Genomic DNA, 23,297 nt, shown 5'->3' with positions numbered 1-23,297 from the left:
CCTTTCCTCCTTTCCTCCTTTCCTCCTTTCCTCCTTTCCTCCTTTCTCTGCCTATCTTTGTTTATGCGTATTCCAGAGGACACCGTTGAGCGAATTCGGCAGGCGGCCGATATTTTGGAGGTGGTGGGCGATTTTGTGTCCTTGAAGCGGCGGGGGTCGAATTACATTGCCTGCTGTCCGTTTCACAATGAGAAGACGCCCTCCTTCAACGTTAATCCCGCCCGGCAGATATACAAGTGCTTTGGCTGCGGCAAAGCAGGCGACCCGGTGCGGTTTGTGATGGACGTAGAAAACCTCGGCTACGGTGAGGCGTTGCGGTATCTGGCCAAAAAGTATAACATCGAAATCGCCGAGCAGGAGGTCACGCCCGAAGAGCAAAACCGCCAGACCGAGCGCGAAAGCCTCTATATCGCCCTCAACTACGCCAAAACGTTTTTCCAGGAAAACCTGCTCCAAACCGACGAAGGGCGCGGTATTGGTCTGAGCTATTTCCGTGAGCGGGGCTTTTCCGCCCCTACCCTCGCCGCCTTCGAACTGGGCTACAGCCCCGACCAATGGGACGCCCTGCTGACCGACGCCACCAAAAAAGGCTATAACCCCACCGTGCTGGGCAAGGCCGGTTTAACTATCGTTCGTGAAGAGTCAGGGAAAACGTTTGACCGGTTTCGGGGGCGGGTGATGTTCCCGATTCACAACGTGTCGGGGCGGGTAATTGCCTTTGGGGCGCGGATTCTGAAAACAGATCCTAAGGCGCCAAAGTACCTCAACTCACCAGAAACGGACGTTTACCACAAAAGTCAGGTACTCTACGGCATCTTCCAGGCCAAGCAAACCATTCGGCAGGAAGATGTTTGTTACCTCACTGAAGGTTATACCGATGTGATTTCGCTGCATCAGGCGGGTATCAAAAACGTGGTGGCTTCGTCGGGTACGTCGCTCACGATTGAGCAGATTCGGCTCATCAGCCGGTTTACGCCCAATGTCACGATCCTGTATGATGGCGACGCGGCGGGCGTGAAAGCAGCCCTGCGCGGACTGGATATGGTGCTGGAAGAAGGCCTGAACGTGAGCGTGGTGATGTTCCCCGACGGCGACGACCCCGACAGTTTTGTGCGGAAAGTGGGTGCTGAGGCCTTCAAGGCGTTTATCAAACAAAATGCCCACGACTTTATCACCTTCAAAACCGACAACCTGCTCAAAGACGCGGGCGACAACCCCTTTAAGCGTGCCGAGGTAATCAGCGAAATTGTGGGGAGCATTTCGCGCATTCCCGACCCCATCAAGCGGCAGGTCTTTTTCCAGACCACGGCCCGCCAACTGAAGGTAGATGAACAGACGCTGATTTCGGAAAGCAATCGCCTCATCCGCAAGCAGCGCGATCAGCAGGTAAAAGACCACGACCGGCAGCAGGAGCGCGACGCCCGCAATCGTCCGGCTACGGGGTCTGGTATGGATGCCATCACTAAGGCGGGCGGCCAGCCTGATGGCATTCGTCAGAGTCCTCCCGCTTTCTCCGACGGCCCGCCCGACGATTTTTTCAACGACCTCCTCGACGAAGCTGGTATTGCCCCCGCGCCGGGCGAAATCCAACGTCCAACGTCCAACGTTCAACGTCCAGCAGGTGGCGAAAACCGCCCCCCGTTGGCTTATCAGGAAGAGGAGTGCATTCGGCTGTTGATGAACTACGGTGCCCGCGAACTGGAGCCGGGCGTATCGCTATGCCACTATATTCTGAGCGAACTGAACGACATCGATTTCCAGCATGAACCCTACGGCCAACTCCTGACCCTGTTTCGCGACGCGTTCAGTCAGGGCCGGATCCTGATGGCCGACGACTTCATGCACCAGCGCGTCGACCTGCCCGTCGAGCAGGCCAATTCGTTTCAGTATGAGGCCATTAACCTCACGACACAACGCTACGAAATCAGCGAAAACTGGGAGGAAAAGCACAAGATCTTCGTGCCCTCCGAAGAAGACACGGGCGTGTTGGCCGAAGCGGCCTATGGTAATATCCTGCGTTTGAAAAAGCTGCTGGCTGAAACCCGCATGCACGACCTGCTCCAGCAAATCCGCATCACCACCGACCCCACCACGTCGGACCAACTCATGGCCGATTACATGCACTTCAAGCGCGTCGACGTGGAAATCGCCCGGCTGCTGGGCACGGTTATTTCGGGATGATCTGATTTACGAACGGTCCGCCGTCGCGGTACGAATTACGATGTACGATTTTTGCTTACTCCGGAGTAATCATGCGCTGGCGTAAGCAAAAATCGTACATCGTAATTCGTACCGCGACGGCGGACCGTTCGTAAATCAAATCATTCCCGCAGCGATTGAAACCACTCCAGTGACCGGCGGAGGGAGATTACATCGATGGGAACGTGGTAGCCGGTTTTGAAACTGACCAGGTTCAGCTTTTTTGAGCCTCTTTTGGTCAGACCAGCGTAGACCTGCTGCGTAGCCAGATACGGAATGATCTCGTCTTGCTGACTGTGAATCAGACGCGTAGGTACCTGCGTGCTCCAATCGACGAGGTCATTGTCGGCCAAGGCTTTACCGAAAGCCGACGTGCCGTCCTGGACCTCAGCCCGAAATGCATCGGTGCAAATCTTGTCGAAGCTGACGGTGATCTTGCGGGCATTGTCCAGCGAAAGACCAATCTGCTCCGCATAAGGCGATTTGAAATAATAGCTGATTGGTTTGTTGACGTTATAGGTACTGTTGTACGACAGCGTCTGCCAGGCATAGATATGATTAGCCACCCCACCGATGGTTGGTTTGTGGGTTACGTAATCGAAAAACGCCGACATGGCATAGGGTCCCGCCCCGCAACTCGACCCAGCGAGGCTAATCTTGTCGGCATACTTTTCTTCAATCAGTTTCTGCGCCGCCAAACTGGCATATCCCCCTTCCGAGTATCCCGTCAGGAAAGTCTGCGTGCTGGACTTGATGCCTTCTTTCGCCAGAAATTCTTTCGTCGCCAGCAGCATGTCTACCGTAGCCTGTGCCAGCGTTTGGCGGTGTTGGTAGCGGTGGGGTAGCTGCCGCCGGGCCTCGCCGTAGCCGATGTAGTCGGGGCAGGCCACAATGTAGCCGTAGGTGGCATAGAGCAATGGATAAGAGAAAGACGCAATCGCCAGATTACCGCTCGACAGGGCGTCGGCGTTGGAGAAAGCCGTGCCGTGCTGATAGCTCAGCAAGGGGTAGGGCTTCACGGCTGGTGTAAGCTGTTTGGGTACAAAAACCACGCCCGACGCCGTCACCTGCACACCGTCTTCGAGGGTTGTTTTGTAGACGATTCGGTGCACCGTTACTTCGTAATCGGCTGGTTTGTAGGTCAGTGAGTCATTTGACGTAACCAGCTTCTTTAAGGCCGCGTTCGTGTAGAAACCAACCTGCGTCGAACTGCTTAGAATAGGCTCCGGCTGAGGATCGTGGGGGGTACAGGACAGAACGAATGAACAGAAAAATAGTAGCAACAGAGAGGGTATTGGTGTATTCATGGAATGGCGTACTGTAGATGAACGAGTGAGCAAATGGTGGTTGCTGCGCAAACAGCAGCCGTAGTCTGGCAAAAATGCAGCCAAAGTCAATAGAGTAGTTTTACTAGTTATTGTTCGGTAAAGCGGATTTCTATTCTTGAGGCAAAATGGCGGCTAACGTCACAATGCAGTCCATGATAAGGCTTTTCAACAAACCTTACGCCCACCCGTTTAGGTCTGGGTAAACAAACCTGAACGTAGATCATGAACCGCTATCTTCTTACGCTTGGCCTGCTCGCCAGCGGACTGGCTGGCTGCCAGCAAACGAAAAAAGCTGACACGGCCACCAGCGACACCACCACGTCGATTGACTCTGCTTCGGCCCGCAACAACCCTGCTGATACGGGCGGTCCCGCGTCCGGGCAGGCTGTACCCACTGTGGGTTCGCCGGTATTACTGACAAAGTTACCCGCAAAATACAATACGCCCGACGGGCTGGCCCTGGCTCCCGATGGTACCGTTTATTTGTCGATGCCCAATCTGGCTAACAACACCTATCCGGGCGTGTTGCTCAAGATCGTGGGTGATTCTGTCCAGTTGGTGAGCAGTTTGCCCGCCCACCCCGACACGAAACACGCCTGCCCCATGGACCTGGCTTTTGGTCCTGATGGGAACCTCTATTACGCTGATAATCAATACGAAAACAGCAAAGATTTTAAGTCACGGCTGATGCGTATTGACATAAAAAATGGCAAGGTGGGGGCTGTTACTCCAGTAGTTACGGGCTTTGGCCTGTCGAATGCGGTGGTGTGGCGGGGCAACACAATCTACGTTACTGACAGTGAATGGAACCTGGGCACCAAACCCGGCGACGATAAGGGCAGCGCGGTATTTCACTTTACCCTTGATGAACTAAACAAAGGTGAGATCAAGCTGAAACCCAATACCATAGACCCGCACGTGCTGGCTACGTTCACGACCACCGTCAACGAAACGGGACTCGACAATGGTGCCGATGGGCTGGATTACGACGAAAAAGGGAATTTTTACACGGGTACCTTCGGCGATGGTACGCTCTACAAATTGACCCTGAAACCCGACGGGTCGCTGGCTAAGAAAGAGAAACTGACCGTAAACAAGGCCATCCCCTGCGTCGACGGCCTTATTATTGACCGGGCCACCAACACCATGTACCTCTGCAACTCGCGCGAAAATGCGATCATGACGGTGAACCTCATCAACGGAAATGTGGCCACACTGGCCCAGAACGGCGATACCGATGGACACGACGGCCGACTCGATCAACCTGCCGAGGTGCTACTGAAAGGCAAACGCCTCTACATTTCGGAATATGACAAGCCTGAAAAAGCCTTCGTCAACACCAAAGCCGACGAGGTGCATACGATGTCGTATATTGATTTGAAGTAGCTAAGAGCTAAGAGCTAAGAGCCAAGAAGCAAGAAAGGGGCTGACGCGAACATACATCTGCGTCAGCCCCTTTCTTGCTTCTTGGCTCTTAGCTATATTTCCTTCAGAACCAGCTTGCGCCAGCGGACTTTGATACCGCCGCCGTCGTGGATTTGCAGGGCGATAGAGCCGTTGGCCGCCCCAATTTTAGCGTCGTGCATATCCACCATCGGCTGTTTGTTCAGGAATGTCTGTACGTGGTCGCCTTCTACCCGGATGCGGAGCGTGTTCCACTCGCCGGGTTTCAGGATCGTTTCTTTTTCGGGCGGAATCTGCTCCAGCCAGCCCCGGCCATATGATTCGTAGATGCCGCCGGTATCGTGGTCTTTGGGGGCCACTTCTACCTGCCAGCCGCTGATTTTGGTGCCCTCGATGCTGGACCGGAAAAAAACGCCGCTGTTGCCGTTGGCCTCCTGCTTGAATTGCAGCGACAGGTCGAAGTTCTTATACGGTGCCTCGGTGGCGAGGTAGCCATACTGCTTGTCGGGGCCACTTTCGCAGATTAGCTCGCCCCCGTCGACGTACCATTTCTCGGTGCCGTAAATCTTCCAGCCGGTGAGGTCTTTGCCGTTGAAGAGCGTTACTTTTTTGGTTGGGGCGGCGCTGATCAACAGGCCGGTAAGGGCAATAAGCGGGAGTAATCGGAGCATATTAGTTGAGTTTGATTAGTAAAGAAAGGGTTTTTAGACAGGATTAGCAGGATGGCGGGATTCACAGGATTTTTTCAATTCCTGGCAGAAGCAAAAGGAAAATCCTGTGAATCCCGCCATCCTGCTAATCCTGTCTAAAAAACCGGTCACTGAGCGGAGATAACACAGACGGGGGCGGGGATTTTTAGTTCATGGCCGGTGGGAGAGAGCATACCCGTTTTGGCATCGCGCCGAAACGACACGAGGTTGTCGGTGGTTTGGTTGGCTACAATGACAAATTCGCCGCGCGGGTCCATCCAGAAGTTGCGGGGCGTTTTGCCGCCGGTGGGCGTGTGGCCCAGCAGGGTCAGCTTACCGTCTTTTTCTACCCGCAACACCGCCAGGGCATCATGTCCCCTGTTCGACTGGTACAGAAAATGCCCCGATGGGTCGAGGTGGATATCCGCAGAGGTGTTCTTGCTTCTGCCGGTGAAGTCAGCGGGCAGGGTCTGTACCCTGTCCTGAAGCAGGGTCAGGTTACCCGTTTTGGTGTCGCGGCTAAATACGGCTACTGATGAGGCCAACTCTTCTACCAGGTAAGCGAACTTGCCGTTGGCGCTGATAGCCATGTGCCGCGGCCCCGATTCGGCTTTAACCGTAACAAAAGGAGGGTTGACAGGCATTACGGGCATTTTGGCGGCAGCATCAATGGCATACTGATACACCCGGTCGTTGCCCAAATCGCACACGTAGACTGATTTACCATCGGGCGAGACGGTAGCCGAGTGGGCATGGGGCGCATCCTGACGGGGGTTGGCCGCGTTGCTGCCATGATACATCTCGGTCTTAATAGAGGAACCCAGCTGACCGTCGGAACTTACCGTAAATGCATTAAATGCACCGCCTCCGTAAGCTGCCGTAAAAGCTAGCTTGCCCGTTTTGTCGAGGCTGATATAGCAGGGGCCGCCACCCTGCGCGGGCTGTTGGTTCAGCAGGGTGAGGTTGCCCGTTTTAGCGTCGATAGCGTAGGCCGTCACCGCGTTGAGGCCTTTGCTAGCTTCGTTGCCCGCGTACAAAAATCGTTTGTTGGGGTGCAGGGCCAGAAACGACGGGTTCTGGTCATTCTTTGCCGACCCCGTTTGCCGGAGTTCGCCTGTTTGCCGGTCCAGTTCTACTACATAGATTCCATCGCTGCCCCGCATTGAGTACGTACCAACGTAGAGTCGATCTATGGATCGGCTGGATTGTGCTAAACCAACTGTTGTGCCGATGAGTAAAAGAGGAAGTAGGAATGCGGGTATATTCATGTAAGATGCGTTACTAAGACGCGGTTAATCTGTCTTTACCGGGTTGGTACTGCCGAAGGGTTTCGGCAATATCGTTGCACAAACCATCTTGTCTATGACCTATACTCAATTTATTCGTCCTGCTGCCATGCTGTCGCTGTTCGTTGCCGGCACTATGGCTGCTCAGGCGCAGGTGCCTGCTACTATGCCGAAGGCTCCTGCCCCATCGGCTATGCCCGCGCCGGCTGCCATGCCTGCTCCGGCACAGATGCCCGCCCCCGCCGCTATGCCCGCCCCGGCACCGGTATCTTCTGGCACTGCTGCCCCCGTCACAGACTCAGCCACGACCATGACTACCCCGACTGACTCGGCCGCCGCCACACTCGACAAAGCGGTAGCCGCAAGCGAGAAGGGAGACAAAAGTGCAGCTGCCAGTGCCCTGAAAGCGGGTGCCGACGCTGCCGAAGCGCAGGCTGCAACCAGCAAAGGCGATTTCAAGGGAAAACTCATGAATCAGGCGGCTAATTTGCGCAAACTGATTCCGGGCGTACAGAGCGGCATGGTGAAAGGCAATCTGATTACCAAGGCGGTTTCGCTGGTAAAAATGGCCCTCGGTGCCAACCAGATCAGCAACCTGCTGGGTGGTGGCGGTAGCCTGCTCGGTTCGGCGGGGGCACTTACGGGTGGGCTGAACCTGATGAAGGGTAGCCTGCCCGGCCTGGGTGGCGAAGCCTCTGGAATGGGTAGTTCGCTTATCAGCGGTGCGCTGTCGGGGGTAAGCAGCCTGAGTGGCGCCGGTGGTGCCGCCGCCGAACCCGCCGTCCGCAATCAACTTGGCGGGGTACTGAATTTCGCGAAGGGAATTTTGTAAAAAGGAGGAAGGGAAGAAAGCAGGAAAGGGAGGAATGGATTGCTGACGTAGGCGTATTATTCTCGCGTCAGCAATCCATTCCTCCCTTTCCCGCTTTCTTCCCTTCCTCCTTTTTTATTCCACTGGCGAATCGACGATGCTGACGATTTTCCACATGCCGCGCAGGTCTTTGTGGCCTACGGTTACGCTGCCACCCAGCGGATTGTCGGAGTGAAGCGTCAGGTATTTTTTGGTGAGCAGTTCGTTGTCGCGGATGCGCTTGATCACGAAAAAGTCGCGGTACATAACCGCAAAGATTCCGCCCGACTGGTATTCCCAGTTGCTTTGATCCACCTGTTCGGCCAGCACTTTAGCCCCGTTGCTAAGCTGAGGCGTCATGCTGTTGCCCGAAATTTCGATGACGACTACCGGCTTGTTGGAGCGAATAGACGCGTTGCGCACGCGGTAGGTTTCCATGTCCATCTTGCGGAAGCCTTCGGTGTAAGTTTCCACAAAACTCGCGTAGAACTTGATGGGCACAAAGGGTACTTCAATCAGGTTTTCTTCGGCTACTACAAACCGGCTGTTGCCTTCGCTGACACCTTCGCCCAGGACGGGCAAAATACCCCGGAGCAGGTAGTCGGCCCTGATCTGTGGGTAGCAGGCCAGCAAACTCATGATCGTATCGTAGGAGGGTTTTGCCCGTCCGCTCAGAATATTATAAAATTTAGACGGGTTCTCGCCTAAGTCTTTGGCAATCTGATAAATCGTCAGGCCCAAACCGTCAAATACCTGTTTCAGCCGGTCCTGAATCGTTTCCACTGCCTCGATGTTCATAGCGCACTCTTCCATTTTTATGTTACAGAATTTGGATAGTATATTATAAGTAAAATATATTGCACCGTCCTCTTGCAATTTTACAACAATTACTATCAAAAGGAAAGCATAATGTTAGAGTTTTTAGCCGCTTTTTGATGAATGCTAATCGATTGCGTACGCATACTGAGCCAACGGTGCTTTTTGTTGATATGAACAGCTTTTTCGCCAGTTGCGAACAGCAGGACAACCATTGGTTGCGGGGGCGGCCCGTGGCCGTTTGCGTGTATACGGGCAGGCAGGGCTGCGTGATTGCGCCGTCTATAGAAGCCAAAGGGCGGGGCGTGAAAACGGGTATGCGCCTCGACGAAGCCATGCAGCTATGTCCCGATCTGGTCCCCGTAGAAACCCACCCCAGCCGGTATCGCGACTACCACGTTAAACTTATCAACGTACTCAAACGCTTCGCCGACGAGGTGCTGCCCAAGAGCATCGACGAGGCCATCGTTGACCTCACCCGCTACCAGTTGGCCTACCCCAGCATGACCGACGTGGCCCGGCGCATTAAGCAGGCTATCCGCACCGACGTGGGCGACTACCTGCGCTGTTCCATCGGCATTGCGCCCAACGCGTTTCTGGCCAAACTCGCCTCTACCCTCCAAAAACCCGATGGCCTGACTATCATCTCGCCGGCCAACATCGACGACGTACTGGCTAAGCTGACCCTTACCGATCTGCCCGGCATTGCCCATGGCATGTCGGCACGGTTAGAGGCGGGGGGCATCAACACCCCTCTCGAACTGCGCTACGCCTCGCCAGACCGGCTTAAACTGGTTTGCAAAAGCATTGTGGGCTGGCACTGGCACCTGCGGCTCAACTTCGGCGGGGAGGTAGACATGGCCACGCAGGCCTACAAACAAATGCAGGCGATCCGGTCGGTGTCGGGCGCGCAACGGCAGTCGGTCGAAACGCTGCACACGATTTTGCGGACCCTCTGCCTGACGCTCGAACGGCGCATGGTGCGGCAGCAGCTTTTCTGTCAGCGGCTGCAGGGATGGGTGCGCTACTGGAACGGCAAACGCTACGAAGATGAACTCACGGTGAGTATTCCGATGCAGGACGGCATTGACCTGTACACTACGCTGTGCAGCCGCATGGACAATTACCAGCAGGCCCACCGCTGTACCCCGCTCCTGAACGCCGACGTGCGGCAAATTGGCGTGGGCGTCACCGACTTCATGCCCGCCGACATGGTGCAGTATGATTTGTTTGAAGACAACACCCGCAAAGACAAATTCCGGCAAACGCTCTACGCCATCAACGACCGATTTGGCCCCAACACCCTCGTACGCGCCACCCAAATTCGCCCCGAAACCCCTGTCAAAGAGCTAATTGGTTTTGGCTCCATCAAAGACCTGCACGACATCACCGACTGGGAGGCGGTGTAGTTGGCATATTGGTAACCGGCCCAGCGGGCATGAGTAGCCGGCAACGGCTGCGAATCGATACCGAGGGCCTTTTCTCTGACAAAGGCCCGCTGGTGTTGGCACTTTCCGAACAGAACAGGCCGGTTTCAGTTCAGGAAAGACGTAGTGCTGTTGTCATGCCGCGTGGCTGCCCAACCTGGCAGGACGTAGACGAGGTCAGCAGTTAGTTGTAGTCAACTATGAAAAATGAAGATTTAGACGGCAACGTACCCGACTCGGCCCCGGTGGCTCTGCTCATCATTGACATGATCAATGACCTGGAATTCCCCGGCGCAGAAAACCTGCTGGAACCGACGTTGACAGCGGCACAACACATCGCTACCCTGAAAGAACGGTCTGTTGAGGCGGGTATTCCGGTTATTTACGTCAATGATAATTTTGGCCGGTGGCGTTCGGATTTCGGCGACCTGCTCAACCATTGCCTTGCCAACAATGTGCGCGGCAGGCCCATTGCTAATCTGCTCAGGCCTAACCCAGCCGATTATGTAGTGATCAAACCCAAGCATTCGGCTTTCTACGCCACCACCCTCGAAACGCTGTTGCTGTATATGGGTGTGAAGCGGTTGATCCTGACTGGCATCAGTGCCGATTCGTGCATTCTCTTCTCGGCCAACGACGCCTTCGTCCGCGACCTGGAGCTGTTCATCCCCGCCGATTGCGTTGCCGCAGAGCAGGAAACCTATAAACAAGACGCCCTCACCTACATGCAGCGCGTGTTGAAAGCTGACATTACACCGTCTTCAGCGCTGGATTTAGCTAGTCTGATGGCGTAGGCTTCCCGGTTATACGGACGCCGGCTGGGTGGTGTTGCGGACCACGGGGTCATGGAAACGGGATTGCCAGCCAACGGTCAATCGCCCGCTGACTAGTGGGGGTTGGGTTCAGGAAATAACCAGTTGGCCCCTCTTCAATGTCGCCGAAGAAATAGGCCCGGTGGCGGGTGCAGATCGTGACGAAATAGATACCGTTAGCCCCGTAATCAGGCAGCCGGACAGAATCGATTCGGTTTGCCTCGAAAACGGGTCTGGTTGTCCATTTGGTTAATCGTCACTGAACGTCTATAGTGATCTTCTGCAAAAACGGGGCGCGGGTCTGGAGGATTACCGTCGTTTGCTTTCCCTGTTGCGTAAATGGCACCGGCTGCTGCGCTTCGGTGCGAATGGCTTTGATGCGCAGGGTTTCTGTTGGCAGGGTGATGGTGCTGAGCGCGGGATCATAGACAAACAGGTGAATGGTTTTACCCCGCTTCGTGCTCGTAAATTTCCCCTCCTGCACAAACGGGCCGCCCTCGGTGCCGTAGATGGCCGAGGCGTATTTTTTCACCCATTTGCCTGCTTCGCGCAGGGTCTTTTCTGCTTCGGGTTCAAACCGTCCGTCGGGGCGGGGGCCAACGTTGATGAGGTAATTGCCGCCGTCGCCAACGGTACGAAGCAGATCGATGACCAGTTCCTGAGCACCCATAAATTTGAACGTAGGTTTCCATGACCACTGCGACCGGTCGAGCGTGACCCAGGCCTGCCAGGGGTACGTTGCCTTGCCCAGCACCTCGGGTTGAACGGCTTCGAAATTGGTGGTGATGCGTTCGCGCTCCTCGAAATCACCGGCAAACAGATCGGCGCGCCAGGGACCTTTGGTTTTGTGGGGTGGGGGCGGGTATCGGCCCTTGTCGGTGCGGTTGTTGATCAGCAGGTTATCGTTCAGCTTACGCAGATAAACGTACATATGGCTTCCCACTTCGTGTGTCCAGGTACTGTCCCAGTCCCCGTCGAACTGGATAATCTGCGTATGATAATTCTCCACCAGTTCGCGCAACTGGTTGCGGGCATGTATCCAGTAGCGGTTCAGGTTGGGTGTGTCGGCCTGCTTCGGAAACAGGTTGCCGGGGCCACCGTGACCATAGGGCTGGTAGTCGGGGTGATACCAGTCGAGGGTAGAATAGTAGGTGCCAAAAAGCAACTGCCGCCGCTGGCAGGCATCGGCCAATTCCCGGAGTATGTCGCGCTTGAAAGGGGTATTTTCAATGTCATAATCAGAAAACCGCGAGTGCCACATCGAAAAGCCATCGTGGTGTTTGCTGGTGAAAACCACGTACCTGGCGCCGAAATCGGCGAAGAGGCTGACCCACGCATCGGCGTTGTATAACGTTGGGTTAAAGGATTGGTAATAAGCGTCGTAGGTGGCTTTGGGTGTGTCCTGCCCGCGCGACCAGCTAATCTCGCGTCCGCCGATTGAGTTTGGTCCCCAATGGATGCTGACCCCCACGCGCGCCTGCTGAAACCGCGCCAACGCGGCCCGATTGGTATGAACGCCGGGGTTAAGTTCGCCACCCCCGATAAGCTGGGCCGAAACTGGCTGGGCGAAACACAGGAGAAGTATCAAGCGGTAAAGTAACGAGTCACGTAGAGGCGAAGCTATCATGGCGTAGTGGGTGGGGTTGTGCCGTTCTTTTCTGTAAAGGAGCGAGCAGCAACGCACTACTTTTGCGGGCATGGATGACTTTCTGATCTACCTCGGGCTGGGCTTCGACCATATTACCGACCCCGGCGGCTATGACCATGTGCTGTTTGTGGTGGCCCTGTGTGCTGTGTACACTGCCCGGCAGTGGCGGCAGGTGCTGGTGCTGGTCACGGCCTTTACGCTGGGCCATTCCATCACCCTCGCCCTGGCTACCCTGCGCCTGGTTGCCTTTCGCACTGATGTGGTCGAACTCCTCATCCCGGTCACGATTCTGATTACGGCTGCGGTCAATTTCTTTTTTCAAGAAGACACCAGCCGGTTTGCCACGCCCCAACCCCGCCGGGCCGTGGGGCGGTATATGCTGGCGGGGGGCTTCGGGCTGATTCACGGACTGGGCTTCTCCAACTACCTTCGCAGTTTGCTGGGCCGCGAAGCCGACATCTGGCAGCCGTTGCTGGCGTTCAACCTGGGCCTGGAACTGGGACAGTTGCTCATCGTGGTCCTCATTCTGGGCGTGGCACAAATTGCCCTCCGGTTGCTTCACATTCGCCCCCGCGATTGGGTGCTGGTAGTATCGGGCATCGTGGCCGGCATGGCCCTATCGCTGATTATAAACAACCCGCTGATGAGCCGAAACGGGTAAAAAAGGGAGATATTGGGCATTGGATACTGGACATTGGATGCTGGATACGGATGTCAGCCATCCAATGTCCAGTATCCAGCATCCAACGTCCCGCATCCTGCTTCAACACCTCGCATATGCTTCACAAACAACTACGTTACCTCTTTTTGCTTTTACCAGTGGCTGCTTCGGGCCAAACTACTATGCAGCGCGACCCGCAGATTGCCGACCTCGTGGCGCAGGTATCGCCCGACAGTCTGCGGGCGCACGTGGAAGGGCTGGTTCGGTTTGGCACCCGCCATACGCTCAGCACCACGTCTGACTCCAAAAAGGGCATCGGCGCAGCCCGGCAGTGGATTTTGGGTAAATTTCAGCAATACGCCAAAGGGTCAGGCGGGCGGCTTACGGCCACGCTCGACACCTGGACCCTGGCTGCCGACGGCAAACGCATTGACAAACCCGCCGACATGGGCAACGTGATGGCGACCCTGAAAGGCACCAACCCCGCCGACGACCGGGTGTTTATTGTACAGGGGCACATGGACAGCCGCGTCACCAACGTCATGAACCGCGAAAGCGATGCCCCCGGTGCCAACGACGACGGGTCGGGTACGGCGGCGGTGATGGAACTGTGCCGCGTGATGAGCAAATCGAGTTTTCCGGCCACGGTCATTTTTGTGGCCCTCACGGGCGAAGAACAGGGCCTTTTGGGCGCCGACCACCTGAGCGAACGGGCCGTGCAGGAGAAATGGAACCTCGAAGCCGTGCTGAACAACGATATCATGGGCAGCAACAACAGCTCGGAAACGCGCATCATCGACAACACGCGGCTGCGGGTGTTCAGTGAAGGACTGCCCCTGAACCAAACCACCGATAAGGCCGTCAACATCCGGCAGTTCGGTCTGGAGAACGACGGCAAAGCCCGCACCCTGGCCCGCTACGTGAAAGAAACCGGCGAACGCTACGTGGATAACTTGGAGATCGTGACCGTGTACCGCAACGACCGTTACCTACGCGGCGGCGACCATACGCCCTACGTACAGCGTGGTTTTGCCGCCGTGCGTCTGACCGAGATGAACGAAAACTACGACCATCAGCATCAGGACATCCGCACGGAAAACGGCACCGAGTTTGGCGATCTGGTTAAATTTATGGACTTCGACTACCTGCGGAAAAACACGGCCGTGAACCTGGCCACGCTGGCTAACCTCGCCAAGGCCCCCGCCACACCACAGCAGGTGACGATTGAAGTGCGCAACCTCACCAACGGCACCGCCCTCTACTGGCAGGCCCCGAAAACCGGCACCGTAAAAGGCTACTACGTGCTCATGCGTGAAACCCACATGCCCTACTGGCAGAAGAAATTCTTCACCACCAAACTGGGCATGACGCTGCCTTATTCCAAAGACAACTACTTCTACGCCGTGCAGGCCGTCAGCAACGATGGTAACGAAAGCCTGCCTATCCTGCCCTCGCCCAATTTGCGTTGAAGTGGCGGACAAAGCCCGTCCGGTTTCGGACAGGTAAACGGGTGAAAAGTGCCCTCTTGCATATCAAGAGGGCCTTTCTTGTTACTGGCACATCTGTTGAGGTAGAGGTACTTAGCCTGAGATATGGCCTAAGGCGAATCCACTCAGAGTAATCTTTTTTGTCATCCCGACGAGAGGAGGGATCTACTTTCCTGATGCTTAGTCTATTTGTAGGAAAGTAGATCCCTCCTCTCGTCGGGATGACAAAAATAGCTACAGCCCGTAACCACACCCACCTGCACAGAGTAACATACACCACTAGACAACCCGTTTATGTTTCGCCACTACCTGACCATCAGCCTCCGCAACCTCCAGAAAAACCGCATCTTCACCGGTATCAATATCGTAGGCCTGGGGCTGGGCATTGCCACCTTTGGGCTGCTGTGGGAATATGTGGCCTTCGAGCGGAGCGTAAATCAGTTCCACGAAAAGCGGGTGGACATCTACCGGGTGCTGTTTCAAGGCCCCACCGGCGAAACTAGTGAATACACCCCGGCCGGCCTCGTGGCTGATGCCAAGCCTATCTTCGGCGAAGTGCAGGCGGCCTGCCGGATCTTCACGGGCGGGGCGCAGGGCATCGTAAGCAGTACCCGCCCCGACGGCACCGTGCAGGCCTTTCGGGAAGAGGCCGTGGCCTTTGTCGACGACAGCTTTTTTTCGCTTTTCAGCTTCCCCCTGCGTAGCGGATCGGCGGCGGCATTACGTCAGCCCAACGCCGTTTTTCTGTCCGAAGCTGCTGCCCGTAAATATTTCGGCACACAGCCTGCACTGGGTAAAACGCTGACGGTCAATGGCCAGTTTGGCACCATTCTTTATGCTGTTGGAGGCGTTTATGCCAACATGCCTGCCAACTCAGACCTGCAATTCGATATTCTGTTTTCGCTCAAAACGCTGGCTATTCCGGCTAATCTCAACGGCAACACCTGGGCCGACCTGACGTCCTATGGCAACAATTTTCTGACTTCCTACCTGCTGCTGTCCCCCACGGCCAACATTGGCGCATTGGACAAAAAGCTGACCCAGTTTTACCGCCAGAAAAAGCCCGACGAAGCCCAAACGTCTGTCCGGCTGCAACCGCTGACCAACCAGCATCTGGCTTCCTCCCTGGGCGACGCCATGGTCACTACGGGCAGCCTCAGCTTTGTGTATCTGCTGGGTGGCCTGGCCCTGCTGATTGTGCTTATCGCCTGGCTCAACTATGTGAATCTCAGCACCGCTACGGCTCTGCAACGGGCTAAAGAAGTAGGCCTTCGCAAAATAGTAGGGGCTACTAATAGCCAGTTGGCAGGGCAGCTTCTGGGCGAATCGCTATTATTAAACGCCCTGGGTTTGGCTCTGGGTTTGCTGCTGCTGACGTTGCTTCAGCCCGTGCTGAATGGGTTTGTGGAAAAAGACCTGTCGCTGAGTGCGTTGCTGGAGGGGGAGTCTGGTCAGGGTAGGTTCTGGGTCTGGGGGCTACTGGCCCTGTTGGCGGGTGCCCTGCTGTCTGGCGGCTATGTGGCCTTTGCCATGACCCGCACCCGCGCCGCCGAAGTGGTGCGGGCGGGGGTTGCCAAAACGGGCCGGTCGGCCTGGCTGCGGCAGGGGCTGGTGGTGGTGCAGTTTGGCATTGCCGTGGTGCTGGTGGTGGTCACGATGGTGATGTATCGGCAGCTTCATTTCCTGCAAAACAGGCCCCTGGGTATGCGTACGGCCCAATTGCTGACCATCGAAGGGCCGGCGGTAGGCAAAGATCAGCCCGATTTCAAGAACCGCCGGGCGGCCTTCAAGCAGCAGGTGGCGGCACTCTCGTACGTCGAAACCTGGTGCGACGCGGGCAACGTACCTGGTCGGTGGTACAACTTTAGCGGCAATGGTATCACCCGGCAGGTAGCCCGACCCGGCGACGAGCAGAAGAGCTACAACGTACTTTTCGTCGACGACCGCTATGTACCCACGTTCGGTATAAAGATGGCGGCGGGACAAAATTTCAACCCGACCATGACCGAAACGCCTTATGAGAAAGGCGGCTATGTGTTGCTCAATGAAAAGGCAGCCCTGGCTATGGGGTTTAACTCGGCCAAGGAAGCCGTGGGGCAGATTGTGAAATGGGGAGCCAACTATGAGGTGGCGGGCGTGGTGAGCAACTACCGGCATCAGTCGCCCAAACAGTCTGTCGACCCGATCGTGTTTTTCCCCAGGGCCAACAACGGGTACGTGACCGTGCGCCTTACCCCCGGACAGATGCCCCAAAAGCTGGCTGAACTGGAGCGTTTATACAAAGCCAGCTACCCCGGCAATCCCTTCGATTACTTCTTCGTCGACGAAAAATACAACGAGCAATACCGCACCGAGCATCAGTACGGCCAGCTTTTTGGTGTAGCAGCAGGACTGGCTATCTTCATTGCCTGTCTGGGTTTGTTTGGGCTGGCCACGTTTATGGCTCAGCAGCGCACTAAAGAAATTGGCGTACGAAAGGTGCTGGGGGCCAGCGTTGCAGGCATTGCCACCTTGCTGAGCAAAGATTTCCTGAAACTGGTATTTGTGGCGTTTGTCCTGGCTGCCCCGCTGGCATGGTGGGCCATGAACCGCTGGCTCCAGAACTTCGCCGACAAAACCCCCCTCGACTGGTGGATTTTTGCCGGGGCAGGTTTACTGGCTGTGCTTATTGCCCTGTTCACGGTATCGTTCCAAAGCATCCGCGCTGCCCTCGCCAACCCCATCAGGAGCCTGCGATCTGAGTAAATTAAGGGTTACTTTAGTAGACCGCTAATTAGTGCGGATTTTTTTGGACAGGATTTCTTTATTACTCTGGAGCAGATTAGCAGAGCATGAAAAATCCTGTTCATCCCGCGCGGCGTCCGCTGCCATCCTGCAAATCCTGTCCAAAAAAATCCGCGCTAATCAGTGGTTCCCTTTCTTCAACATGCCTAAAAACGTACTTGGCGGCGCACTGACCTGCTGCTGCACACAACCCATGACGGGGTTTTATCGGGATGGATTCTGCCGTACTGATGATCGGGACCAGGGGCGGCACGTGGTCTGCGCCATCATGACCGAGCCGTTTCTCACCTTCACCCGCTCGCGGGGGAATGACCTCTCTACGCCTCGCCCTGACTACCAGTTTCCCGGCTTGAAACCCGGTGACCGCTGGTGTTTGTGCGCCCTGCGCTGGAAAGAAGCTCACGACGCGGGCGTGGCCCCACCCGTACTGCTGGCCTGCACGCACGAACGGGCACTGCATTACATCGAACTGGACGACCTGCGCGGACTGGCTTTTGAGGAGTAACAACGGTTAACGGGTTTGTGGGGTCCTCGTATGCACAGATACGTTATCTTTACTTACCGTCGTAACTGAAAACTTCTGAATGTCCTTCTTGCCCGCCCCCGCCCCGCCGTTACATCCTATGTCTGTAGCCGACGTGTCCACCGAATTGCTCCGTGCCATCGTTGAACACACAGCTTCGGCTAACTCGCTCTGGCAACCTGTCTTCGATGAGCAGGGAGACCTCGTCGACTTCAGGTATGTGTTTATTAACCCTGCCGCAGCCAACTACCTCAACCGCCACAACGAAGACCTCGTTGGCGAATTAGTAAGCGACATTGTTACCCAGTTCAAGGAGTCGGGTCAGTTTGCCATTTTCGCCAACGTCTACGTCAGCAACACCCCGTTTCGGCGCGAGATGCTGCACCCGGTACTACATCGCTGGCTCGACATTTCGGCCTCGCGGGTGGGCAACTACCTGCTTATGTCATTCTACGACGTTCACGACATTCACATGGCCGCTGAACGCACAAAAGCCCAGACCGAACTGCTCCAAAATGTTGTCGATCACTCACCGTCGGGCATGATGTTGCTGGAGGCTGTCCGGGATTCAACAAACGAAATTATTGACTTTAAATACTTGGTTACGAATGAGTTGAATGCAAAAGTGACTGGGCACAGCGTAGATGAGATGACCGGGAAAGCCATCTCATCGCTTTTTCCAGGCTACCAGTCGCTTGATCTGTTTCCGGTGTTGGTAGACGTAACAAACACGGGCAAGACCTTTCAGAACACGTTCGTCTACAACAGCTATGGCGTTAATGGCACGTTTGATGGCTACTACATGAAACAGGGCGACGGGGTGCTGTTTACGTTTGTAAACGTGACACGGCTGGCCGAACAGCAGAAGCAGCTCGAAACCATGAACCGCGATCTGGCCCGCAGCAATGAGAGCCTGCAACAGTTTGCCTACGTGGCCAGCCACGATTTGCAAGAACCCCTCCGCAAAGTACAGTCATTCGGAAAAATGCTGGCCGATCAGTTTAATACACAACTGGGCCCTACAGGTATTGACCTGGTAAACCGGATGCAATCATCGGCTCAACGCATGTCGGCCCTGATTCACGACTTGCTCAACTACGCCCGGCTGTCTACCGAAAAAGAGCCTCTGAAGCTCGTCAAACTCGATTTAATTGTACAGGATGCCCTGGCCGATCTGGATTTGTGCATTCAGGAAACACGCCCCACCATTCAGATAGACCCCATGCCTGTGGTGATGGGGTCGGCTGTGCAGTTGCGACAACTGTTTCAGAACCTGCTCAGCAACGCGCTTAAATTCCAGCCTGTCGGCAACACACCCATGGTAGCCATACGCTGCCAGCCCGCCGACCCTGCTAACCTCCCCGCCGATTTACCCACCGACAAAACATACTGGCAGATCGACGTACAGGATAATGGCATTGGTTTCAGCCAGCAATATGCCGACCGTATTTTCGAGGTATTCCAGCGGCTGCACGGCAAGAATAAATATACCGGCACGGGCGTCGGCCTCGCCATTTGCCGGCGCGTAGCCGAAACCCACGGCGGCGACATTTCCGTAACGAGCGAACCAGGCAAAGGTTCTACCTTCTCGGTGTTCCTGCCAAAATAAAGGGTTTGACGTTTACTGTTTAAGGTTCAACGTTGCTTCGCGTTTTGATGTGTTGCGCGAAGCAACGTTGAACCTTAAACAGTAAACGTCAAACATCTTTACTTAAGCCCCCGCACGAAGCGACGCATGGTTTCGCGGTAAATCTGCTCTGAAGACTCCAATGACTGTTGGTGACGCAGCAACGCGCTCAACGTAATGAGCCCGTGGGAGGTGGCCCACCATTCAAAGTACAACCGACGGATGCTCTCGGCTGCCTTGGGGATGAAGGTAAAAATAATCCGGCAAATGATGTCAGTTACCGACTTGATCTCGATCGACTCTTCGATAGGAGCCACGCAGTTAGCCCCGTTCAGGTTATACATCACCTGATACATTTCGGGTTGCTGCACGGCAAACTGCCACTGGATCAGTGAGATTTCGTATAGCAGTTTCTCGGGGTCGCGATACAGTTTTACCAGACGTTCGTACTCCGTGCGCAGGTAACGGAATCCGTCGTTGCGGATCTCGTCGAGCAAGACGTCTTTGCTGTCGAAGTAATCGTATACTACCGGGGCGCTGTAGTCGATGGCATCGGCGATCTTGCGGATCGATACTGCCTGCCAGCCTTCTCGGCGGGCGATGTCTTTGGCAGTCTGGAGAATCCCCGCTCGCGTTTGTTCGCGGGTGCGCTGCTTACGCTCGACTACTTCCATGATTCCTAGGTCAAATTTTAGTTAACGGCGTTAATATGGCTGAAAGTTAATAGGTTATCTTATATTTCATGTACCACTTTTCGCATTTTCATAAAAAAATTATATCCATTCGTCATTGGTCAATAATGCGAACGATTAATTGCTAGATAGCTATAAATGAGCTTGTTATCCTTCTTTCTGGGCAATAATCCAAATACCTTCATCGCCAACTTTATATTCGTCACCCTCTACTGTGCCATAGCAGGCAAGGGTTTGCAAACCGGCTAACGCCATCATACTCAGCAGTTCGGCTATAGTGTAGATATAATAATGGGCCGTGCGTTGAGCTGTCTCAACGGTCTTGTCAACGTGTCGGTAATAGGTCAGCCGCTGTTCTACCATCGAGTTCAGGGGATCATATTGGTGTTCGGCCAGCACGCGCAGGGTGTCGCCTACGGGTAGCCAGGCAAACTCCTGAAAATCGGGCAAAAAACTCTCAGCCACCATGTTTGAATGCGCCAGCCAACGCCCACCCGGTTCGAGGTAGTCGGCCACACGTTGCAGAAACGCCTGCATCTGCGGGCGGGGAAAAAAGCAGAAACTGTTGCCCAAACAGTAGGCCGCCCGGAAACTGCCTGGTTCGCCCAGCGCAGTCGGGTCAAAAGACGTGAAATCACCTTCCAGCGCCACCAGAGGCACTTTTTTTTGTTTTGCCTCCTGCCGCAATTCCGCAATCGACTCTGCCGAAATGTCAACGCCGGTCACGTCGGTACCCATCCGGGCGAGGGGAATGGCATGACGGCCGTACCCGCAAAACACGTCGAGCACACGGTCTCCCGGCCCAAATTCCAGGGTCTCCACCAGCAGTTCCAGTTCATGCTGCGTCTGCTCGGCCGACTGCGCCGCCCGCCATGCCTCCTGCGGCAAGCCATGAAAAAAGTCTGTGTACCAGAGCATTGGGTTCTTTTTTAATGTACAATGGATCTGCCGGGTCAGCTTCGCACTTTAGCTTTCCGAATGCGAAGCTGACCTAGCAGATCCACCGTGCATTATTCATTATACATTTCCTTCCAGCACCGTTTTAATTGCGTCAAAGTCAGGCACTTTGCCTGCATTCTCGAGTACTTCAGCGTATTGTATAATGTCGTTTTGGTCGATGACAAAGGCGGCCCGTTTGCTCACGCCTTTCATGTTCATGACAAAGTTTTCGTAGAGTGCTCCGTAGGCTTCCGATACCTCTTTGTTGAAATCAGACAGCAGCGCAAACGGCAGGTTTTGTTCTGCCTTGAACCTGGCAAGCGTAAACGGCGAATCGACCGAAATAGCCAGAATATCGGCGTTGAGGGCGGCGTAGGTGTGCAGGTTGTCGCGCATTTCGCAAAGCTCGGCGGTGCATACGCTGGTAAACGCCATCGGAAAGAACAACAGCACTACGTTTTTCTGGGTATAGTCGCTCAGCGACACAGGTTTGTTTTCCGACGAAAACAGGGTGAATGCGGGGGCTTTTTGTCCTACTTCCAGGGCCATGATAAGCTGTTTTTTACGTGATTTTAGCCGTAATAGCCGCAAAGGTAGGCGCAAAGGGCACAAAGGCAGTAAGTTTGTCGCAGGCTATTAACTGACCATTTTTATGCAAACGTACTGGGGTATCGATCTGGGCGGTACCAAAATTGAAGGCGTTATCCTATCCTCTCCCTCGCCCGATGCCGTCGTGATTCGTCAGCGGATCGACACCGAAGCACATCTGGGCTATGAACATATCGTTGATCGGATCGTGTTGCTAATCGATCAGTTGAAAGCCGAGACCGGCTATAGCCCCGACAAAATTGGCTTTGCCACGCCCGGCACACTCGACCCCCGGTCGCAGACAATGAAAAACTGCAACACCATCTGCCTCAACGGGAAGCCTTTGAAGCAGGCGTTGCTGAGCCGGCTGGGTGTGGACGTAAACCTGGCCAACGATGCCAACTGTTTCGCTCTGGCCGAGGCCACGCTAGGCGCGGTACCTGCCGTGGCTCCCAATTTCCAGACCATGTTTGGCGTGATCATGGGCACTGGCGTAGGTGGCGGCCTGGTTGTACGCGGGCAGGACGGACGGGCGTTTGTGGTCAATGGTAAGCAGGGTATTGGCGGCGAGTGGGGCCATAACATCCTGGAAGAGAACGGCTATGACTGCTACTGCGGTAAAAAAGGTTGCAACGAGCAGGTCATTTCCGGACCCGCCCTACAGCGCTTCTATCTGGAGCAAAGTGGCCAGAAACGTACCCTGAAAGAGATTGTAGAACGCCACCGCGCAGGCATCGATCCCATTGCTACGCTGACGGTGGAACGGCTGCTAATGTACTTTGGCCGGGCCATTTCGGTGATCACCAACATTATCGACCCTGACGTAATTGTCCTCGGCGGCGGCGTAGGCAACATCGACGAACTATACACTGACGGCGTGGAGCAGCTTAAAAATTACATTTTCAACAACCGCGTCGTTGAAACGCCCATCATCCGCCCCAAACTCGGTGACAGCGCAGGCGTGTTCGGCGCGGCGATGTTGTAGGAGGAGTTAAGCATGTCTGATCTGATCAATTATCATCTTGTATATCCCGACCCACGAGAGTCGGAGGTAAACCCTACCGGTGGCTATGTAGAAGTGCATACGACGCATCATAACCATGAAGCCGCACGTAATATCGAAACGGCTAAATTATTGGCTAAGTTAGGCTACAAGGTGCGACTACTACAGATCGATACTACACCTCACCACAAGAATCCAGATGCTTATTTCTTGGACGAAGAGATTGAGGTGGAATTCAAGCATAATCTGACACCAACCCGGTCAGCTATAGAAGAAGCAATTCGTAAGGGTCGACACCAAGCCGATTACTTAGTCATCCACATTCTAAGTGAAGTATCAACTGCTGACCTGAAGTCAGTCATTATTGGACGAATGAAATTTGCTTATAATGTTCGTAAACTCTGGATTATCCGGGATCAGCAGCTCGTTACCTTAACACGTGAAGAAATTTATGACGGTACGATAGCCCTGAAAATACAATGAGGTGACGCTTAAACCGGCCGGTTGCGTCACCTCAAGGCGATGGGCGGGGAT

At 54.9% G+C, this 23,297-nt stretch carries 20 protein-coding genes; 12 read left to right on the top strand and 8 right to left on the bottom strand.

Annotated elements, in window-relative coordinates:
• Positions 1 to 63 precede the first annotated feature (63 nt).
• Complete coding sequence (gene dnaG / locus J2I47_RS13280) at positions 64 to 2,181, top strand: DNA primase (RefSeq protein WP_207365081.1); 2,118 nt, start codon at positions 64 to 66, stop codon at positions 2,179 to 2,181.
• A gap of 140 nt (positions 2,182 to 2,321) precedes the next feature.
• On the opposite strand, the gene J2I47_RS13275 is transcribed toward dnaG, so the two are convergent.
• On the bottom strand, positions 2,322 to 3,506 hold the full coding sequence (locus J2I47_RS13275; RefSeq protein ID WP_207365080.1) for a lipase family protein: 1,185 nt from the start codon (positions 3,504 to 3,506) through the stop codon (positions 2,322 to 2,324).
• Positions 3,507 to 3,749: 243 nt separating this feature from the next.
• Between J2I47_RS13275 and J2I47_RS13270 the strand changes: the two genes are divergently transcribed.
• Positions 3,750 to 4,913 carry an SMP-30/gluconolactonase/LRE family protein gene (locus J2I47_RS13270; protein ID WP_207365079.1) on the top strand — a complete coding sequence of 388 codons (1,164 nt, stop codon included), beginning with the start codon at positions 3,750 to 3,752 and terminating at the stop codon, positions 4,911 to 4,913.
• Between the two features lie 92 nt (positions 4,914 to 5,005).
• Here the strand turns inward: J2I47_RS13270 and J2I47_RS13265 are convergent, their stop codons facing one another.
• The gene (locus J2I47_RS13265) at positions 5,006 to 5,602 is read right to left on the bottom strand and encodes a 3-keto-disaccharide hydrolase (protein ID WP_207365078.1); all 597 of its coding nucleotides are present in this window, start codon (positions 5,600 to 5,602) and stop codon (positions 5,006 to 5,008) included.
• Between the two features lie 146 nt (positions 5,603 to 5,748).
• A complete protein-coding gene (locus J2I47_RS13260; protein WP_207365077.1) occupies positions 5,749 to 6,888 on the bottom strand; it encodes a lactonase family protein in 1,140 nt (379 codons plus the stop codon).
• A 94-nt stretch (positions 6,889 to 6,982) separates the two neighbouring features.
• On the opposite strand from J2I47_RS13260, the gene J2I47_RS13255 reads away from it, so the two are divergent.
• Positions 6,983 to 7,738, top strand: a complete 756-nt coding sequence (locus J2I47_RS13255; protein ID WP_207365076.1) for a hypothetical protein — start codon at positions 6,983 to 6,985, stop codon at positions 7,736 to 7,738.
• Positions 7,739 to 7,852: 114 nt separating this feature from the next.
• Here J2I47_RS13255 and J2I47_RS13250 read toward each other — a convergent pair whose 3' ends face one another.
• Entirely contained in the window at positions 7,853 to 8,569 is a 717-nt protein-coding gene (locus J2I47_RS13250) for a LexA family transcriptional regulator (RefSeq protein WP_207365075.1), read from the bottom strand.
• 176 nt (positions 8,570 to 8,745) lie between these two features.
• On the opposite strand from J2I47_RS13250, the gene J2I47_RS13245 reads away from it, so the two are divergent.
• Positions 8,746 to 9,981: a DNA polymerase Y family protein gene (locus J2I47_RS13245; protein ID WP_229374586.1), complete on the top strand. Its 1,236-nt coding sequence runs from the start codon at positions 8,746 to 8,748 to the stop codon at positions 9,979 to 9,981.
• 218 nt (positions 9,982 to 10,199) lie between these two features.
• Positions 10,200 to 10,793 carry a cysteine hydrolase family protein gene (locus J2I47_RS13240; protein ID WP_207365073.1) on the top strand — a complete coding sequence of 198 codons (594 nt, stop codon included), beginning with the start codon at positions 10,200 to 10,202 and terminating at the stop codon, positions 10,791 to 10,793.
• Positions 10,794 to 11,067: 274 nt separating this feature from the next.
• Here the strand turns inward: J2I47_RS13240 and J2I47_RS13235 are convergent, their stop codons facing one another.
• A complete protein-coding gene (locus J2I47_RS13235; RefSeq protein ID WP_207365072.1) occupies positions 11,068 to 12,399 on the bottom strand; it encodes an alpha-L-fucosidase in 1,332 nt (443 codons plus the stop codon).
• A 109-nt stretch (positions 12,400 to 12,508) separates the two neighbouring features.
• Between J2I47_RS13235 and J2I47_RS13230 the strand changes: the two genes are divergently transcribed.
• From J2I47_RS13230 to J2I47_RS13210, 5 genes are all read left to right on the top strand, one after another.
• Positions 12,509 to 13,120 carry a HupE/UreJ family protein gene (locus J2I47_RS13230; protein ID WP_207365071.1) on the top strand — a complete coding sequence of 204 codons (612 nt, stop codon included), beginning with the start codon at positions 12,509 to 12,511 and terminating at the stop codon, positions 13,118 to 13,120.
• 116 nt (positions 13,121 to 13,236) lie between these two features.
• Entirely contained in the window at positions 13,237 to 14,589 is a 1,353-nt protein-coding gene (locus J2I47_RS13225; protein ID WP_207365070.1) for a M20/M25/M40 family metallo-hydrolase, read from the top strand.
• A gap of 312 nt (positions 14,590 to 14,901) precedes the next feature.
• The gene (locus tag J2I47_RS13220) at positions 14,902 to 17,352 is read left to right on the top strand and encodes an ABC transporter permease (RefSeq protein ID WP_207365069.1); all 2,451 of its coding nucleotides are present in this window, start codon (positions 14,902 to 14,904) and stop codon (positions 17,350 to 17,352) included.
• A gap of 181 nt (positions 17,353 to 17,533) precedes the next feature.
• A complete protein-coding gene (locus J2I47_RS13215) occupies positions 17,534 to 17,896 on the top strand; it encodes a DUF2237 family protein (RefSeq protein WP_207365068.1) in 363 nt (120 codons plus the stop codon).
• A 79-nt stretch (positions 17,897 to 17,975) separates the two neighbouring features.
• The gene (locus J2I47_RS13210; RefSeq protein ID WP_207365067.1) at positions 17,976 to 19,523 is read left to right on the top strand and encodes a sensor histidine kinase; all 1,548 of its coding nucleotides are present in this window, start codon (positions 17,976 to 17,978) and stop codon (positions 19,521 to 19,523) included.
• 98 nt (positions 19,524 to 19,621) lie between these two features.
• Here J2I47_RS13210 and J2I47_RS13205 read toward each other — a convergent pair whose 3' ends face one another.
• From J2I47_RS13205 to J2I47_RS13195, 3 genes are all read right to left on the bottom strand, one after another.
• Entirely contained in the window at positions 19,622 to 20,215 is a 594-nt protein-coding gene (locus tag J2I47_RS13205) for a TetR/AcrR family transcriptional regulator (RefSeq protein ID WP_207365066.1), read from the bottom strand.
• Between the two features lie 165 nt (positions 20,216 to 20,380).
• The gene (locus J2I47_RS13200) at positions 20,381 to 21,151 is read right to left on the bottom strand and encodes a class I SAM-dependent methyltransferase (protein WP_207365065.1); all 771 of its coding nucleotides are present in this window, start codon (positions 21,149 to 21,151) and stop codon (positions 20,381 to 20,383) included.
• 99 nt (positions 21,152 to 21,250) lie between these two features.
• The gene (locus J2I47_RS13195; RefSeq protein WP_207365064.1) at positions 21,251 to 21,721 is read right to left on the bottom strand and encodes a redoxin domain-containing protein; all 471 of its coding nucleotides are present in this window, start codon (positions 21,719 to 21,721) and stop codon (positions 21,251 to 21,253) included.
• A gap of 103 nt (positions 21,722 to 21,824) precedes the next feature.
• On the opposite strand from J2I47_RS13195, the gene J2I47_RS13190 reads away from it, so the two are divergent.
• Both J2I47_RS13190 and J2I47_RS13185 read left to right on the top strand, forming a co-directional pair.
• Complete coding sequence (locus J2I47_RS13190; protein ID WP_207365063.1) at positions 21,825 to 22,745, top strand: ROK family protein; 921 nt, start codon at positions 21,825 to 21,827, stop codon at positions 22,743 to 22,745.
• Positions 22,746 to 22,757: 12 nt separating this feature from the next.
• Complete coding sequence (locus tag J2I47_RS13185; RefSeq protein ID WP_207365062.1) at positions 22,758 to 23,246, top strand: hypothetical protein; 489 nt, start codon at positions 22,758 to 22,760, stop codon at positions 23,244 to 23,246.
• The last annotated feature ends 51 nt before the right edge of the window (positions 23,247 to 23,297 follow it).

The organism is Fibrella rubiginis (genome assembly GCF_017353185.1).
GTDB lineage: Bacteria > Bacteroidota > Bacteroidia > Cytophagales > Spirosomataceae > Fibrella > Fibrella rubiginis.
This window is presented reverse-complemented; position numbering and strand designations above follow the sequence as displayed.